This window comes from Streptomyces sp. NPDC092369, assembly GCF_044755245.1.
Classification (GTDB): Bacteria; Actinomycetota; Actinomycetes; order Streptomycetales; family Streptomycetaceae; genus Streptomyces.
Window position 1 is genome coordinate 122,494 of sequence record NZ_JBIVQP010000005.1, and the last position, 12,983, is coordinate 135,476.

At 69.9% G+C, this 12,983-nt stretch carries 19 protein-coding genes and 1 tRNA gene; 17 read left to right on the plus strand and 3 right to left on the minus strand.

What is annotated here, in order from left to right:
* The first annotated feature begins 43 nt into the window (after window positions 1-43).
* The 5 genes from ACIQI8_RS28855 to ACIQI8_RS28875 all read left to right on the plus strand — a co-directional run bounded on the left by ACIQI8_RS28855 (window position 44) and on the right by ACIQI8_RS28875 (window position 2,895).
* A complete protein-coding gene (locus ACIQI8_RS28855; protein ID WP_402356323.1) occupies window positions 44-754 on the plus strand; it encodes a siderophore-interacting protein in 711 nt (236 codons plus the stop codon).
* A 24-nt stretch (window positions 755-778) separates the two neighbouring features.
* Window positions 779-1,372 carry an HhH-GPD-type base excision DNA repair protein gene (locus tag ACIQI8_RS28860; protein WP_402356326.1) on the plus strand — a complete coding sequence of 198 codons (594 nt, stop codon included), beginning with the start codon at window positions 779-781 and terminating at the stop codon, window positions 1,370-1,372.
* Between the two features lie 274 nt (window positions 1,373-1,646).
* Window positions 1,647-2,312 (plus strand): HdeD family acid-resistance protein, encoded by a 666-nt coding sequence (locus tag ACIQI8_RS28865; RefSeq protein ID WP_402356329.1) that lies wholly within the window; start codon window positions 1,647-1,649, stop codon window positions 2,310-2,312.
* Window positions 2,313-2,386: 74 nt separating this feature from the next.
* Window positions 2,387-2,692 (plus strand): hypothetical protein, encoded by a 306-nt coding sequence (locus ACIQI8_RS28870; protein ID WP_402356332.1) that lies wholly within the window; start codon window positions 2,387-2,389, stop codon window positions 2,690-2,692.
* Window positions 2,693-2,751: 59 nt separating this feature from the next.
* A complete protein-coding gene (locus tag ACIQI8_RS28875) occupies window positions 2,752-2,895 on the plus strand; it encodes a hypothetical protein (protein WP_402356335.1) in 144 nt (47 codons plus the stop codon).
* 21 nt (window positions 2,896-2,916) lie between these two features.
* Here the strand turns inward: ACIQI8_RS28875 and ACIQI8_RS28880 are convergent, their stop codons facing one another.
* A complete protein-coding gene (locus ACIQI8_RS28880) occupies window positions 2,917-4,539 on the minus strand; it encodes a helicase HerA-like domain-containing protein (RefSeq protein WP_402356338.1) in 1,623 nt (540 codons plus the stop codon).
* A 105-nt stretch (window positions 4,540-4,644) separates the two neighbouring features.
* Between ACIQI8_RS28880 and ACIQI8_RS28885 the strand changes: the two genes are divergently transcribed.
* Together ACIQI8_RS28885 and ACIQI8_RS28890 are read left to right on the plus strand one after the other, a co-directional pair.
* Entirely contained in the window at window positions 4,645-4,941 is a 297-nt protein-coding gene (locus ACIQI8_RS28885; protein WP_003999914.1) for a type II toxin-antitoxin system VapB family antitoxin, read from the plus strand.
* A gap of 124 nt (window positions 4,942-5,065) precedes the next feature.
* Window positions 5,066-5,713 carry a LytR C-terminal domain-containing protein gene (locus ACIQI8_RS28890; protein ID WP_402356342.1) on the plus strand — a complete coding sequence of 216 codons (648 nt, stop codon included), beginning with the start codon at window positions 5,066-5,068 and terminating at the stop codon, window positions 5,711-5,713.
* 176 nt (window positions 5,714-5,889) lie between these two features.
* Here ACIQI8_RS28890 and upp read toward each other — a convergent pair whose 3' ends face one another.
* Window positions 5,890-6,525: a uracil phosphoribosyltransferase gene (gene upp, locus ACIQI8_RS28895; protein ID WP_401719809.1), complete on the minus strand. Its 636-nt coding sequence runs from the start codon at window positions 6,523-6,525 to the stop codon at window positions 5,890-5,892.
* A gap of 96 nt (window positions 6,526-6,621) precedes the next feature.
* Here upp and ACIQI8_RS28900 point away from each other — a divergent pair, with 96 nt between their 5' ends.
* The 9 genes from ACIQI8_RS28900 to ACIQI8_RS28940 all read left to right on the plus strand — a co-directional run bounded on the left by ACIQI8_RS28900 (window position 6,622) and on the right by ACIQI8_RS28940 (window position 12,047).
* Window positions 6,622-6,840 (plus strand): hypothetical protein, encoded by a 219-nt coding sequence (locus tag ACIQI8_RS28900; protein WP_402356346.1) that lies wholly within the window; start codon window positions 6,622-6,624, stop codon window positions 6,838-6,840.
* 302 nt (window positions 6,841-7,142) lie between these two features.
* Entirely contained in the window at window positions 7,143-7,676 is a 534-nt protein-coding gene (locus ACIQI8_RS28905; protein WP_402357913.1) for a hypothetical protein, read from the plus strand.
* Window positions 7,677-7,732: 56 nt separating this feature from the next.
* Window positions 7,733-8,158, plus strand: a complete 426-nt coding sequence (tadA, locus tag ACIQI8_RS28910; protein WP_402356349.1) for a nucleoside deaminase — start codon at window positions 7,733-7,735, stop codon at window positions 8,156-8,158.
* 64 nt (window positions 8,159-8,222) lie between these two features.
* Window positions 8,223-8,307: transfer RNA gene (locus tag ACIQI8_RS28915), tRNA-Ser, on the plus strand.
* A 203-nt stretch (window positions 8,308-8,510) separates the two neighbouring features.
* A complete protein-coding gene (locus tag ACIQI8_RS28920) occupies window positions 8,511-8,687 on the plus strand; it encodes a hypothetical protein (protein ID WP_185146105.1) in 177 nt (58 codons plus the stop codon).
* Between the two features lie 24 nt (window positions 8,688-8,711).
* A complete protein-coding gene (locus ACIQI8_RS28925; RefSeq protein ID WP_402356352.1) occupies window positions 8,712-9,005 on the plus strand; it encodes a Dabb family protein in 294 nt (97 codons plus the stop codon).
* Window positions 9,006-9,199: 194 nt separating this feature from the next.
* Window positions 9,200-10,036, plus strand: coding sequence for an RNA polymerase sigma factor SigF (locus ACIQI8_RS28930; RefSeq protein WP_402356355.1), 837 nt, complete (start codon window positions 9,200-9,202; stop codon window positions 10,034-10,036).
* A 304-nt stretch (window positions 10,037-10,340) separates the two neighbouring features.
* Entirely contained in the window at window positions 10,341-11,234 is an 894-nt protein-coding gene (locus ACIQI8_RS28935) for an RNA polymerase sigma factor SigF (RefSeq protein ID WP_123999089.1), read from the plus strand.
* A gap of 81 nt (window positions 11,235-11,315) precedes the next feature.
* Entirely contained in the window at window positions 11,316-12,047 is a 732-nt protein-coding gene (locus tag ACIQI8_RS28940) for a hypothetical protein (RefSeq protein WP_402356358.1), read from the plus strand.
* Window positions 12,048-12,072: 25 nt separating this feature from the next.
* Here ACIQI8_RS28940 and ACIQI8_RS28945 read toward each other — a convergent pair whose 3' ends face one another.
* Window positions 12,073-12,270, minus strand: a complete 198-nt coding sequence (locus ACIQI8_RS28945) for a hypothetical protein (RefSeq protein ID WP_401719837.1) — start codon at window positions 12,268-12,270, stop codon at window positions 12,073-12,075.
* A gap of 205 nt (window positions 12,271-12,475) precedes the next feature.
* Here ACIQI8_RS28945 and ACIQI8_RS28950 point away from each other — a divergent pair, with 205 nt between their 5' ends.
* A complete protein-coding gene (locus tag ACIQI8_RS28950; protein ID WP_402356361.1) occupies window positions 12,476-12,973 on the plus strand; it encodes a MarR family winged helix-turn-helix transcriptional regulator in 498 nt (165 codons plus the stop codon).
* Window positions 12,974-12,983 lie beyond the last annotated feature (10 nt).

A 12,983-nucleotide genomic window follows, 5' to 3' on the forward strand; every position in this document is an offset into this window, starting at 1 on the left:
TAAGTAAGTCGAGGAGAAATCGTACGCGAGGGGTGGAGACGGCATGGCGCAGGGGCGGGGCTGGGAGGGCACGGTCCTTCGGCTGATGCGGGCGAAGGACTTCACGCTGACGGTGACCGGGGCCGAGGACGTCACACCCGACTACCGCCGGTTGCGCCTCACCGACGGCGGCCTGCTCGCCGCGACCGGCGTCCACCCGACCATGTGGGTCCGGCTGTGGTTCACCAACGCGGGCAAGCCGCACCAGCGGGCGTACACCCTGGTCGACCCGGACCCGGCGACCGGCACCTTCGCCATGGAGTTCGCCCTGCACGAGGGCGCCGCCAGTGACTGGGCCCGGGCCGCGCAGCCCGGCGACACCATCGACGCGACCGTCCAGGGCACCGGCTTCGAGGAGCCCGCGCCGACGCCCACCCACGTCCTCGCGATCGGCGACCCGGCCTCGCTGCCCGCGATCAACTCCCTGCTCGACGCGTTCGGTTCGGTCCCGGCGACGGTCTGGTTCGAGGGCGGCGCGGACGACCTGCCCTTCCGCGCCGACCCCGACCGGCACGAGGTGCGGCGGGTGCGGCGGGGGGAGTTGGTCGACCAGGTGCGTGCCGATCTGCCGAAGGCGCTGGCGGCCGGCGACTCGCCGTACGTCTGGATCGCCTGCGACACGCGGACCACCCGCGCGCTCTCCGCCTACGTGCGCAAAGAGCTGGGCGTGCCGAAGGAGCGGACGCACGCGCTCGGGTACTGGCGCGCGAGCTGACGGCGTACGGGCGAAAATCGGGGCATGGACGTCACCCTGCACCTCGCCCAGGACCCCGAGGCCGACGAACTCCTCGGTCGTTCCCCGCTCGCCGCGCTGACCGGGATGCTGCTGGACCAGCAGGTTCCGATGGAGTGGGCGTTCAAGGGGCCGCGCACGATCGCGGACCGGCTCGGCGCCACCGATCTGGACGCGCACGAGATCGCCGCGCAGGACCCGGAGGCCTTCGCCGCGCTGCTCTCCGAGAAGCCGGCCGTGCATCGCTACCCGGGCTCCATGGCCAAGCGGATCCAGCAGCTGTGCCAGTACCTCGTCGAGCACTACGACGGGAACGCCGAGCTCGTCTGGAAGGGCGTGACGGACGGGCGTGAACTGCTGCGGCGCCTGGAAGAGCTGCCCGGCTTCGGCAAGCAGAAGGCACAGATCTTCCTGGCGCTGCTCGGCAAGCAGCTGGACGTCCAGCCCACGGGGTGGCGGGAGGCGGCCGGCGCGTACGGCGAGACGAAGTCCTTCCGCTCGGTCGCCGACATCACCGGCCCGGAATCGCTGGCCAAGGTGCGCGCGCACAAGCAGGAGATGAAGGCGGCGGCGAAGGCGGCGAAGCCCTCCGGGAAATAGCCGCCGCTCCTCGCCCGTCGATCGGCCGGCGGGCGAACGCTGTCGAACGACCCACCCAGCAGTCGGCCGGTCGAGCAACGTCCGCCGACCAGCGAGCGGACCGTCGAGCGGCCGACAGGCGGCCCACGCAGTGGCCCGGCGGCCGACCGGCGAGCGGCCCGTCCAGTTGCCGGCGAGCGGTCGGTCGAGCAGCCCTCCGGCAAGCGTCCGGCTCGCGTCAGCCGTGTGGGTCCCAGGGGTGGCGCCGGGGCGTCGGACGGTCCAAACATGGAATATGACTGAGCCGAGTGCTTCCCCCCGAGGCCCGGAGTACGACGACCGCGAGGTCCACGCGGCCGCCGCCCACGCGCCGGGCCGAACCGAACCCGAACCGCCCTTCGAAGGGCCCCTGCACGCCCTCTCCCGCGCCGCCTGGCAGGCCGTCCTGGTCACCGGCATCGCGTCCCTGATCCTCGGCGTCCTCGTGCTGGTCTGGCCGGGCGCCTCGCTGCTCGCGGCCGGCGTCCTGTTCGGCCTCTACCTCGTGATCAGCGGCATCTTCCAGCTCGCCGCCGCCTTCGGCACCCACAAGTCGACCTCGCTGCGCGTACTGGCCTTCATCAGCGGCGCCCTGTCGATCCTGCTGGGCCTGTTCTGCTTCCGCGGCCCGATGCAGTCGATCCTGCTGCTCGCCCTGTGGATCGGCATCGGCTGGCTCATCCGCGGCATCACCCAGACCCTGGCCGCCGCGTCCGACCAGTACATGCCCGCCCGCGGCTGGCAGGTCTTCCTCGGGATCCTCACCTTCGTCGCCGGCATCGTCCTGATCGACTCCCCCTTCGAGTCCGTCGCCGTCCTCACCCTGGTCGGCGGCATCTGGCTGGTCGCGGTCGGAGTCGTCGAGATCATGACCGCGATCCGCATCAAGGGACGCGCCCAGGAAGTGCCGCACACGGTGTAACAAGGCGTACGCCAAGTGGGCGTATATCGCGGGTGACGTCACGTATCCGGCGTTTTGCCGGGGACACCCCCAGCATGAGCACCGCACGCCGTCACCCGCACAGCCGCGCCTGGCTGCGGGTGCTCATGCTGCTCCTCGTCCTCCTCGTGCCAGGGGAGACGGCCACGGCCGCGCCGACCCCGGTGGCCGTCGAGAGCGTCGAGTACGACGCCGTGGAGGCGGCCCTGCCGCCCCTGGTCCGCACGGTCGCCCGACGACCGGACGCACCGCTGCGCCCGACACCTCTGCCGGCCCCGGCGCCGTACCGACCGAAGGTCCTCTCCGCCGCCGTCCCCCCGCACGTCCCGGACGTCCTGCGCACCGTGGTCCTGCGCTGCTGACAGACCCGCTCCCCCACGCGAGCAAGGTCCCTCAGTACGCGACGCAAGGAACTTCAGCCATGCCCACAGACCCGTACGCGATCCTGCGCGCCCTGCTGCGCGCCGAGGCCGTCCGCAGCGAGCCGAAACCGGCCGCCGTACCGGCCGTACCGGCCGTGAAGAAGCCCCAACCCGAGCGGACATCGGCGAAACGGGAGCGCTGACCCGCGGGCCCGGCGGAGCCGCTAGCGCCTCCGCCGGGCCGTCCCGAACAGCGAGCGCGTGATCTCACGGCCGATCTGCGTACCGACGGACCGGGCCAGCGACTTGAACATCCCGCTGCCGACGACCTGTTCGACCATGGACGGCGGTTCCTTGGGAGCCTTGGAGGCAGCGGGCCTGGACGCCGGGGGCTTGGCGGGGGTCGGGCTCTTCTCCGTCGCCGCCTTCTCCTGCGCCGCCTTCTCCTGCGCCGCCGTCAGCTTCTCGTACGCCGACTCCCTGTCCACAGCCTGTGCGTAACGTCCGTGCAGCGACGACGACTTCACCGCCGCGTCCAGGGCCGTCGCCTCGATCGGGCCCATCAGGGACTCCGGCGCGCGCAGCCGGGTCACGGCGACCGGGGTGGGGGCGCCCTTCTCGCTCAGCACGGTGACGACGGCCTCACCGGTACCGAGTCCGGTGAGCAACTCCTCAAGGTCGTAAGCCGAGTTCGGGAAGGTCTTCACGGTGGCCTTCAGCGCCTTCTGGTCGTCGGGGGTGAAGGCCCTGAGCGCGTGCTGGACGCGGTTGCCGAGCTGGGCGAGGACGTCGGACGGTACGTCCTTGGGGGTCTGCGTGACGAAGAAGACGCCGACCCCTTTCGAGCGAATCAGCCGGACGGTCTGCGTGATCGAGTCCAGGAAGGCCTTCGAGGCGTCGTTGAAGAGCAGATGCGCCTCGTCGAAGAAGAACACCAGCTTCGGCTTGTCGGCGTCGCCGACCTCGGGCAGGTCGTGGAAGAGGTCGGCCAGCAGCCACATCAGGAAGGTGGAGAAGAGCTGCGGCTTGTCCTGGACGGCGGGCAGTTCGAGGACCGAGACCATTCCGCGCCCGTCGGCCGCCGTCCGCAGGAACTCGCTCGTGTCGAACTCCGGCTCCCCGAAGAAGTCGGCCATCCCCTGCGCCTCGAAGGCCGTGAGGGAGCGCAGGATCACGCCGGCCGTGGCGGTCGAGAGGCCGCCGATGTTCTTCAGCTCCGCCTTGCCCTCGTCCGAGGTCAGGAAGGCGACGACCGCGCGCAGGTCCTTGAGGTCGAGCAGTTCCAGGCCCTTGGTGTCGGCGTAGTGGAAGATCAGGCCGAGCGACTGCTCCTGGGTCTGGTTGAGCTGCAGCACCTTGGAGAGCAGGACCGGGCCGAAGCTGGTGATCGTGGCCCGCAGCGGGATGCCGTGACCGAGGCCGCCGAGCGCGTAGAACTCGGCCGGGAAGCCGGTCGCCGTCCACTCCTGGTGGACCTCGCCGGCCCGCCCCCGCACCTTGTCGTCTCCCGCCCCCGGCGCCGACATCCCGGACAAGTCGCCCTTCACGTCGGCCAGGAACACCGGGACGCCCTGCGCCGAGAGCTGCTCGGCGACCAGCTGGAGCGTCTTCGTCTTGCCGGTGCCGGTGGCGCCCGCGACCAGGCCGTGCCGGTTGAGCATGGGCAGCGGGATGCGGATCTGCGCGTCCGGCAGGCACCGCCCCTCCCACATGAGGGCGCCCAGGTCGAGAGCCGGTCCGGTGAAGGCGTACCCGGCTGCGATCTCCAGAGCGCCCTGCGGAAGCGCGGGAGCGCTCTCTGCTGACTCACCGGTCGTGGCCGCGGGCACGGTCTCGCTGTCGCTCATGTCGGACCCCTGTTCCCGGTTTGCCCTGTTTCGACACGTCTTTTCCAGCGTCGCACTCCGTCGCCATGGCTGCGCCCGGAACGTCTCGACCGGTAGGCTTTCCGTGTGATCTTCAAGCGCATCGGAAACGGCCGTCCGTACCCCGACCACGGCCGGGAGAGCACCCGGCAGTGGGCGGACGTCGCGCCGCGCCCGGTCCGTCTCGACCAGCTGGTGACCACCAAGGGGCAGCTCGACCTGGAGACCCTCCTCGCCGAGGACTCGACGTTCTACGGCGACCTCTTCGCGCATGTCGTGAAGTGGCAGGGCGACCTGTACCTGGAGGACGGACTGCACCGCGCGGTACGGGCGGCACTCCAGCAGCGTCAGGTGTTGCACGCGCGCGTCCTCGAACTGGACTGAGAACTGCACTGACTCGCGCTTTTCAGAAGCCTGTCGGTAAAGGCTTGGCCCTTTCGGGTTCACCTGCGTGGCGTCCAATGATCATCTAGTAGGCATCGCCGCTCGGGCGCACTACGCTGCGCACATGAGCATGCTGACTCCCCCAGGCATGGGCGGCAAGTACCGGATCACGGGGGACAAATACCCGCGCATGCGACAGCGCCGGCGGCGCGGCAGGCTTGCGGTCACCGTGGTGGCGTCCGCCGCGGCGCTCGGACTGCTCGGCTGGGGCACGTTGCAGCTCATCGATGTCTTCACCGGGGGTGGGGACAAGGCGTCTGCCGCGGGCTCCAAGGCGGAGTGCGCGAGTCCGTCTCCGGGGGTGCGCGGGGCGACCACGTCGGTCTCCGTGCCGAAGCCTGGGCAGATCACCGTCAACGTCTACAACGCGACGGCTCGTAGCGGGCTGGCGAAGGACACGGCGGACGCCCTGAAGAAGCGCGGGTTCAAGATCGGGGACGTGGGCAACGCGAGCAAGGAGTTCGACAAGAAGGTGAAGGGGAGCGGGGTACTGCTCGGGCCTTCGTCGGCGTTGAAGACCTCTCTGCCAGTACTGGGCACGCAGCTCTCCACGGCTGAGCAGCGCGCGGTGGCGTCCCGCAAGGGCGCCGAGCTCGATCTGATCGTCGGGGACAAGTTCAAGGCGCTTACTCCGAAGGCGGCCGCGGACAGGGCGTTGGCCGCGCTGACCAAGCCCTCGTCTGCGGCCGCCTCGACGAAGAAGAGTTGCTGAGGGGCGCCTGTTCGTCGTAGGGGTGCCTGTTGTGGGGCGGGTGCGGATCCGTTGTGGCTGGTCGCGCCCGCGCGGCGGAGCCGCGGTCTCAGGGGCGCGGGGAACTGCGCGATCAGCCACGACGGGCGGTCGGACGCCCACGCACGGGACCCCTCCGGCGAAAAACCCGCCGCGCCTTACTCGGCCGCACCGTAGAGACGATCCCCCGCGTCCCCCAGGCCCGGCACGATGTAGCCGTGCTCGTTGAGGTGGTCGTCGATGGCTGCCGTCACGACCGTGACCGGGGTGCCCGCCAGGTCGCGTTCCATGACCTCCACGCCCTCCGGGGCGGCCAGCAGGACCACGGCCGTCACGTCGTCCGCGCCGCGCTTGATCAGCTCGCGGATCGCCGCCACCAGGGTGCCGCCCGTGGCCAGCATGGGGTCCAGGACGTAGACCTGGCGGCCCGAGAGGTCCTCGGGCATGCGGGTGGCGTACGTGGAGGCCTGGAGGGTCTCCTCGTCGCGGACCATGCCCATGAAGCCCACCTCTGCGGTGGGGAGCAGGCGCATCATGCCGTCGAGCATGCCGAGGCCCGCGCGGAGGATCGGCACCACCAGGGGGCGGGGGTAGGAGAGCTTGACGCCCGTGGTGGAGGCGACCGGCGTCGTGATGTCGACCTGTTCGGTGCGCACGTCGCGGGTGGCCTCGTAGGCGAGCAGGGTGACCAGCTCGTCGGCGAGGCGGCGGAAGGTCGCGGAGTCGGTGCGCTGGTCGCGCAGGGTGGTGAGCTTGTGGGCGACCAGGGGGTGGTCGACGACGTGGAGACGCATGTCCACAACAGTAGCCGCCGCTCCGTCCCTGCTCGCGCTGGCATCAAACCGCCCGTCCGGGGGAAAGTGGGAGGGACGGACTGGGGTGGTGAACCGATGACTGACCTGCCGAATCGGGAGACCGATCAGAATCCGTCCCCGCCGGGACCGCCCCCGCAGGGGCCGCAGGAGAGCGAGGCCGAGCGCCGACGGCGCCGCGCCCGGTTTCTGCGCGAACTCACCGAGGCCCGCGAACTGCGCGACCGTGTTCAGCCCCGGCGCGCGAAGACGGCCCGGCTGCGACACCAGATGCGGATGCGCACGTTCCGTTGGTAGTCGGCCCGACGCGGAAGATCAAGCGGGGTACGGGTGTTGACCAGGTGGGCGTGCGTGGACACATGGAAAAGCCGCGTACGATCCGCTGTTGGCGGCAACGAGTGTGCTGGTGAGTGCTGGGCGACGCGCACGCGTGCGTGCGATCAAAACCACCGGACACAGGGAGCCGAAGACGTCCCCTGAACGCCTTGTTTCTGCCACGATTCCGAGTGGGCGGGGCTCGGAGCACAGCTCTCCCCACCCGAAGACCTCCGCCGGGGGGACCCCCAACCGGCACGCCTATGACCAGTGGGAGAGTCACGGTGTACTTCGCCGCACTGCTCGCGCGCACCGAAGACGGGTGGGAAGCGAGCGACACAGAGCTCGACGATGTGGAGACGCTGTCGGATCTTGCCGATCTGGCGCGGGAGTCCTCCGGTGAGGAGGACGAGACCGTTCTCGTCTTCATCGAGCAGGAGGATTCGTGGTTCGGCATCGTCCGCGTGGACGGTGAGGAGGACCCCCGCGTCTACGTCTCCGACGCCGCCGCCGCCAGCCGCAGTTCGTACGGGGAGCTGCTGCTCACCGACGAACTGCTCGGGAGGGATCCCGGCGACGACGGCCCCGACCTGGACGCCCTCGACCTCGACGGCACCGAGGACGGTGAGGACGAGGATGACGACGACGACGAGGAGACCCCGTCCGCCGACGCGGTGCCGCAGGGCCCCGTGGGCGACAGCGAGATCCTCGACGACCTCGGTGTCAGTCCGAAGGAACTGCGCGCCCTGGACGAGGACGCGCTCAACTCGATCGCCGAGGCGCTGGGCGCCTCCGAGGTCCTGGAGACCGTCCGCTGACCTCGCCGACCGCGGCAGGCGGTCCCGATCCGGTACGGGACCGCTGGCGGGCCGCGATGCGGCTCGCCCTGGACGAGGCCCGGAAGGCCGGTACGGACGTGCCCGTGGGCGCGGTCGTACTGGCCCCGGACGGGACGACGGTGCTCGCGGGCGGGCACAACGAGCGGGAGGCCACCGGGGATCCGACCGCGCACGCGGAGGTCCTGGCGCTGCGCCGGGCCGCGGCGCGGCTGGGTGAGTGGCGGCTGGCCGGCTGCACGCTGGTCGTCACCCTGGAGCCGTGCACGATGTGTGCGGGCGCGCTCGTCCAGTCCCGGGTGGACCGGGTCGTCTACGGCGCCCGCGACGAGAAGGCCGGCGCGGCCGGCTCGCTCTTCGACGTCGTGCGCGACCGCCGGCTCAACCACCGTCCCGAGGTGATCGAAGGCGTGCTCGCGGACGAGTGCGCCCGGCTGTTGACCGACTTCTTCCGGGACCGCTGACCTCCCCGGGGGCCGTCGAATACCGATTTCGAAGCACGGCCCACCGTGCGGTAAGGTCTCTCTCGGTAGCGTGTCCGAGCGGCCGAAGGAGCTCGCCTCGAAAGCGAGTGTGGCGCAAGTCACCGAGGGTTCAAATCCCTCCGCTACCGCTTGAGAAGGGCCCCGTCGAGAGACGGGGCCCTTCGTGCGTCCCCTTCGTGCGTCCTCTTCATGCTGTGGGCCGCCCGTCGGCCGTAGGTCGCGAAAGCCCGTCGACCTGCGAGCCGTTGGTCATACAAGATGCTCGGACGGTTACACTCACCGCCGACAACAGGGGCCCCGATGGGCACTTCAGTCTCAGGGGGAGGCCGCGGTGGCGGTGCATTCGAAGAAGATCGCCGTCTATGTGCTCGTGGTCTTCGCGCTGTACGTGATCATCACCGATCCCGCCAAGGCCGCGGACTACGTCCAGATAGGGTTCGAGGGCATATCGGACGCCGCCAAGGCCATCGGCGACTTCTTCACCTGGCTCGCCGACGGGGCGCACTGAGACCGGCTCGAACAAGGAGCGCGCATGATCCGCCACCTCGTCCTCTTCAAGCTCGCCGAGGGCGTCGACCGTGCCGACCCGCGGGTCGAGGCGGGCTACGAGGCCTTCCGGTCGCTGGATGCGAAGATCCCCGAGATCCGCTTCTGGGAACTGGGCTGGAACCTCAGCGACCGGCCCATCGCGTACGACTTCGCCATCAACTCCGGCTTCGACGACGCGGACGCCCTGCGCCGCTATGTGGAGCACCCGGAGCACCAGGCGGGGGTGGCGCTGTGGAAGGAGTTCTCCACCTGGGTGATCGCCGATTACACGTACTGATCGGCACCTTTCTGGGCCCTCCGCCGGGAACGGCTGGGGGCCTTTTCGCGTCTTACGCCCCAACTCGCCCTCAACACGGTGTTATGCGGTGCTTGCACACAGTGCACATGTCTTGTGATGCTATGACCGCTTTTGACGGATGAGTTGACCGATGGGTTGACCCGAGCGTTGACCGAAGCAGAACCGATGAAGAGGTGGCGTTGACCGTGTCGGCCAGTACTGCGCCGCCCCAGGAAGAGGCGCCGCCCATCCAGACCCCCGAGCGGCGCCGCGGCGCGGACACCCGGGCCCTCACCCAGGTGCTCTTCGGCGAGCTCAAGGAGCTCAGGCCCGGTACGCCGGAGCACAACCGGGTGCGCGGGGCGCTGATCGAGGCGAACCTCCCGCTCGTGCGCTACGCCGCCGCCCGCTTCCGCTCCCGCAACGAGCCGATGGAGGACGTGATCCAGGTCGGCACCATCGGTCTGATCAACGCCATCGACCGCTTCGACCCGGACCGGGGCGTGCAGTTCCCGACCTTCGCGATGCCGACGGTCATCGGCGAGATCAAGCGCTACTTCCGCGACAACGTCCGCACCGTCCATGTCCCGCGCCGGCTGCACGAGCTGTGGGTGCAGGTCAACGGCGCGACCGAGGACCTGACGACCGCCTTCGGGCGCATCCCCACCACCGCCGAGATCGCCGAGCGGCTGCGCATCTCCGAGGACGAGGTGCTGTCCTGCATCGAGGCCGGCCGGTCGTACCACGCGACCTCGCTGGAGGCCGCCCAGGAGGGCGACGGACTGCCGGGCCTGCTCGACCGGCTCGGCTACGAGGACCCGGCTCTGGACGGCGTGGAACACCGCGATCTGGTCCGCCATCTCCTGGTCCAACTCCCGGAACGCGAACAGCGAATCCTCTTGCTGCGCTACTACAGCAATCTCACCCAGTCGCAGATCAGTGCGGAACTCGGTGTGTCACAGATGCATGTATCCCGGCTACTCGCGCGTAGCTTCCAGCGGCTGCGATCCGCCAATCGGATCGAGGCATAAGAGGCGCACGGGCGCACACACCGGAACACCGCAGTTCGCACGCGGGGTCGAGTTGTCACCGTCACGAGCGAATCGCTCACCAGGGCGCTTCCCCATGGTTCTGCGCCTATAGAGCCTCATAACCCCTCTTTCCAGGGCCGTTTCGCATCTCCCATGTCGACATGTCACTACAGCGTGTTGCCGACATGTGACATTCTGCCGGAAGAGCGTTTGCCGGAGCTTCGGCGCCGGTATTCAGGTGAAGGCTGAACTCCTCATCAGGGGACCATCGGCCACGACCGTCCCGCGACCCAGAGGGGGTGGCATGTCCGCAGACCAGGGCAGCTCCAAGGTGCTCACGCTCACGAAGAGCGAGTCAGCGCCCGACGCCGTTCTCAACGACGTCACGGCCCTTGAGGCCGTACCGGCCCCGGCCCTCCCGACCACGTCGGGAGCCATCGACACCCGCACCCTGTCCCGCTCCCTTTTCCTGCGGCTCGCCGCACTGGACGAGAACAGCCCCGAACGCGGCTACGTCCGGGACACCCTGATCGAGCTCAACCTCCCGCTGGTGCGTTACGCCGCCGCGCGTTTCCGCTCCCGCAACGAGCCGATGGAGGACATCGTCCAGGTCGGCACCATCGGCCTGATCAAGGCGATCGACCGCTTCGACTGCGAACGGGGGGTGGAGTTCCCGACGTTCGCGATGCCGACGGTGGTCGGCGAGATCAAGCGGTTCTTCCGCGACACCTCGTGGTCGGTGCGCGTGCCGCGCCGGCTCCAGGAGCTGCGACTGGCCCTCACCAAGGCCAGTGACGAGCTCTCGCAGAAGCTGGACCGCTCCCCGACCGTCCCCGAACTCGCCGCGGTCCTGGGCGTGTCCGAGGAGGACGTGGTCGACGGCCTCGCGGTCGGCAACGCGTACACGGCCTCCTCGCTGGACTCCCCCGCCCCGGAGGACGACGGCGGCGAGGGCTCCCTGGCCGACCGCCTGGGCTACGAGGACACCGCGCTGGAAGGCGTGGAGTACCGCGAGTCCCTGAAGCCGCTGCTGGCCAAACTCCCGCCCCGCGAGCGGCAGATCATCATGCTCCGCTTCTTCGCCAACATGACCCAGTCGCAGATCGGCGAGGAGGTCGGCATCTCCCAGATGCACGTCTCCCGGCTGCTGACCCGGACCCTGGCGCAGCTGCGGGAAGGCCTGCTGATCTCCGACTGAGAGCGACCGAGAGCATCCCGGAAGGTGCTCAAGGGGCTCCTGAGGGTTCCTATTTGACGGAGTGTCAGCCACCATGGCGCGATGCTTCGGACGACACGGACACATGGCCGTCGAGGTGCCGTACTCGGTACGTCGGCGGCCGTCGTCTGTCTGGGCGCCGCGCTGACCGCGTGCGGGGGCGGTGGGGGCGAGGGATACGTCGCCACCGGTTCGGCGGGCGGCACGCCTCAGGCGTCCGGTACGGCGACGACGCCCGTCGGCGGGGTGACGCTGGTGCCGTTGGACGGGCCGCGCGAGGAGGGCAACACCCGCGCCCGGAGCGGGACTTCGCCCAGCGCCTCACAGACGGCACCTGGCGCGGGCGACCGTGCCTCCGGCGACTCCGCCGGAACCTCCGTCGGCGGCGGCGCCAAGCCCAGTCGTACGAACGGGAATTCGGCCGTCCCTACGCGTACCCCCACAGGCAAGCCCACGACCGTTCCCACGCCCGGCGGGTCGGCCGCCGGTCCCGCCGCGTTGAGTTGGGGCGAGCCGACGCGCGAGGCCACCGACCAGCGGTGGTGCGAGGACGTGACCGTCGCCTTCGCCAACTCGGGCGGCAGCGCGGTGCGTTCGGGCTCGGTGACCTTCGGGACGCATGTCATCGGCGCGCTCGGCATCGACTGGGCGACGGTCGAGTCGACCGTGGAGCTGCCGGTGCCGATCGCGGCGGGAGCGCGCAGGGAGAAGACCTGGACGGTGTGCGTCGACGCCTGGCGCGTGCCGCTGGGCATGCACATCGAGACGCGGGACGTCACCGTCCAGTGGAGGTAGCGGGCCGTGGCCCGCCATGAGCGAGTTACATGAGGGCGAGCCAGGCCACCGCGGCCACGATCGCCACGGCGACGACAACGCCCACGATCAGGCCGATGCGGGGACCGGCCGCCGCGACCGGCTCCGGCTGCCGGCCCTGCGGGCCCTCGTCGACGAACGCGCGGAACATCTGGGTGCTGCCGGCGGGGTCGTGGTTGCCCTGGGGGTTCTGGGGGTTAGCCATAGCCCGAGACCCTAGCGAATGCTCGGGGGAGACCCAAGTGCGGGGAGGTCGGTGACCGCGACCGGCCCGCAGCCGACCTCACCTGCCCGTTTACTTTCGCAATACTTGCCTTTGCCAAGTTTTTATCCCGTTCACAGACTTCTTGTTTGCCTGTAGCAACCAACGACTCCTATGGTTGCCTAGAGCAACAAACGTGGGAGGTGTGATGGCCGAACGGGCGCAGTACGAGGAACTGCTCCAGCAGTTCAGCGCTTTCGGAGCGGTGAAACGGGAGCTCGGGCGGGTGCTGCCCGCCGAGTGCCCGGGCGGCAGCGTCGCCGTGCTCACCCTCCTGGGCCGGTACGGCGACATGCGCATGAGCAAGCTCTCGGAGCTGTTGGCGGTGGACATGTCGGTCACCAGCCGGCATGCCGCGCACCTCGCGGAGCAGGGCTGGATCGACCGGTCCCCCGACCCCGCGGACAAGAGGTCCAGGATCCTGCGCCTGACCGCGCCGGGGCGGGCCCAGCTGGAGGCGCTCTTCGAGCGCACCACCGAGCTGCTGGCCGACCGGCTGAGCGACTGGAGCGACGAAGAGGTCGCCCAGCTCACCCGGCTCATGGCCCGGCTGCGGACCAGCTTCGACGACCACCGCGCCCTGCCGCCCCGGCTGCCACCCCCGCACACGCTCGAACCCACCACCCGTACACCCGCGACCACTTGAGATAAGGAAG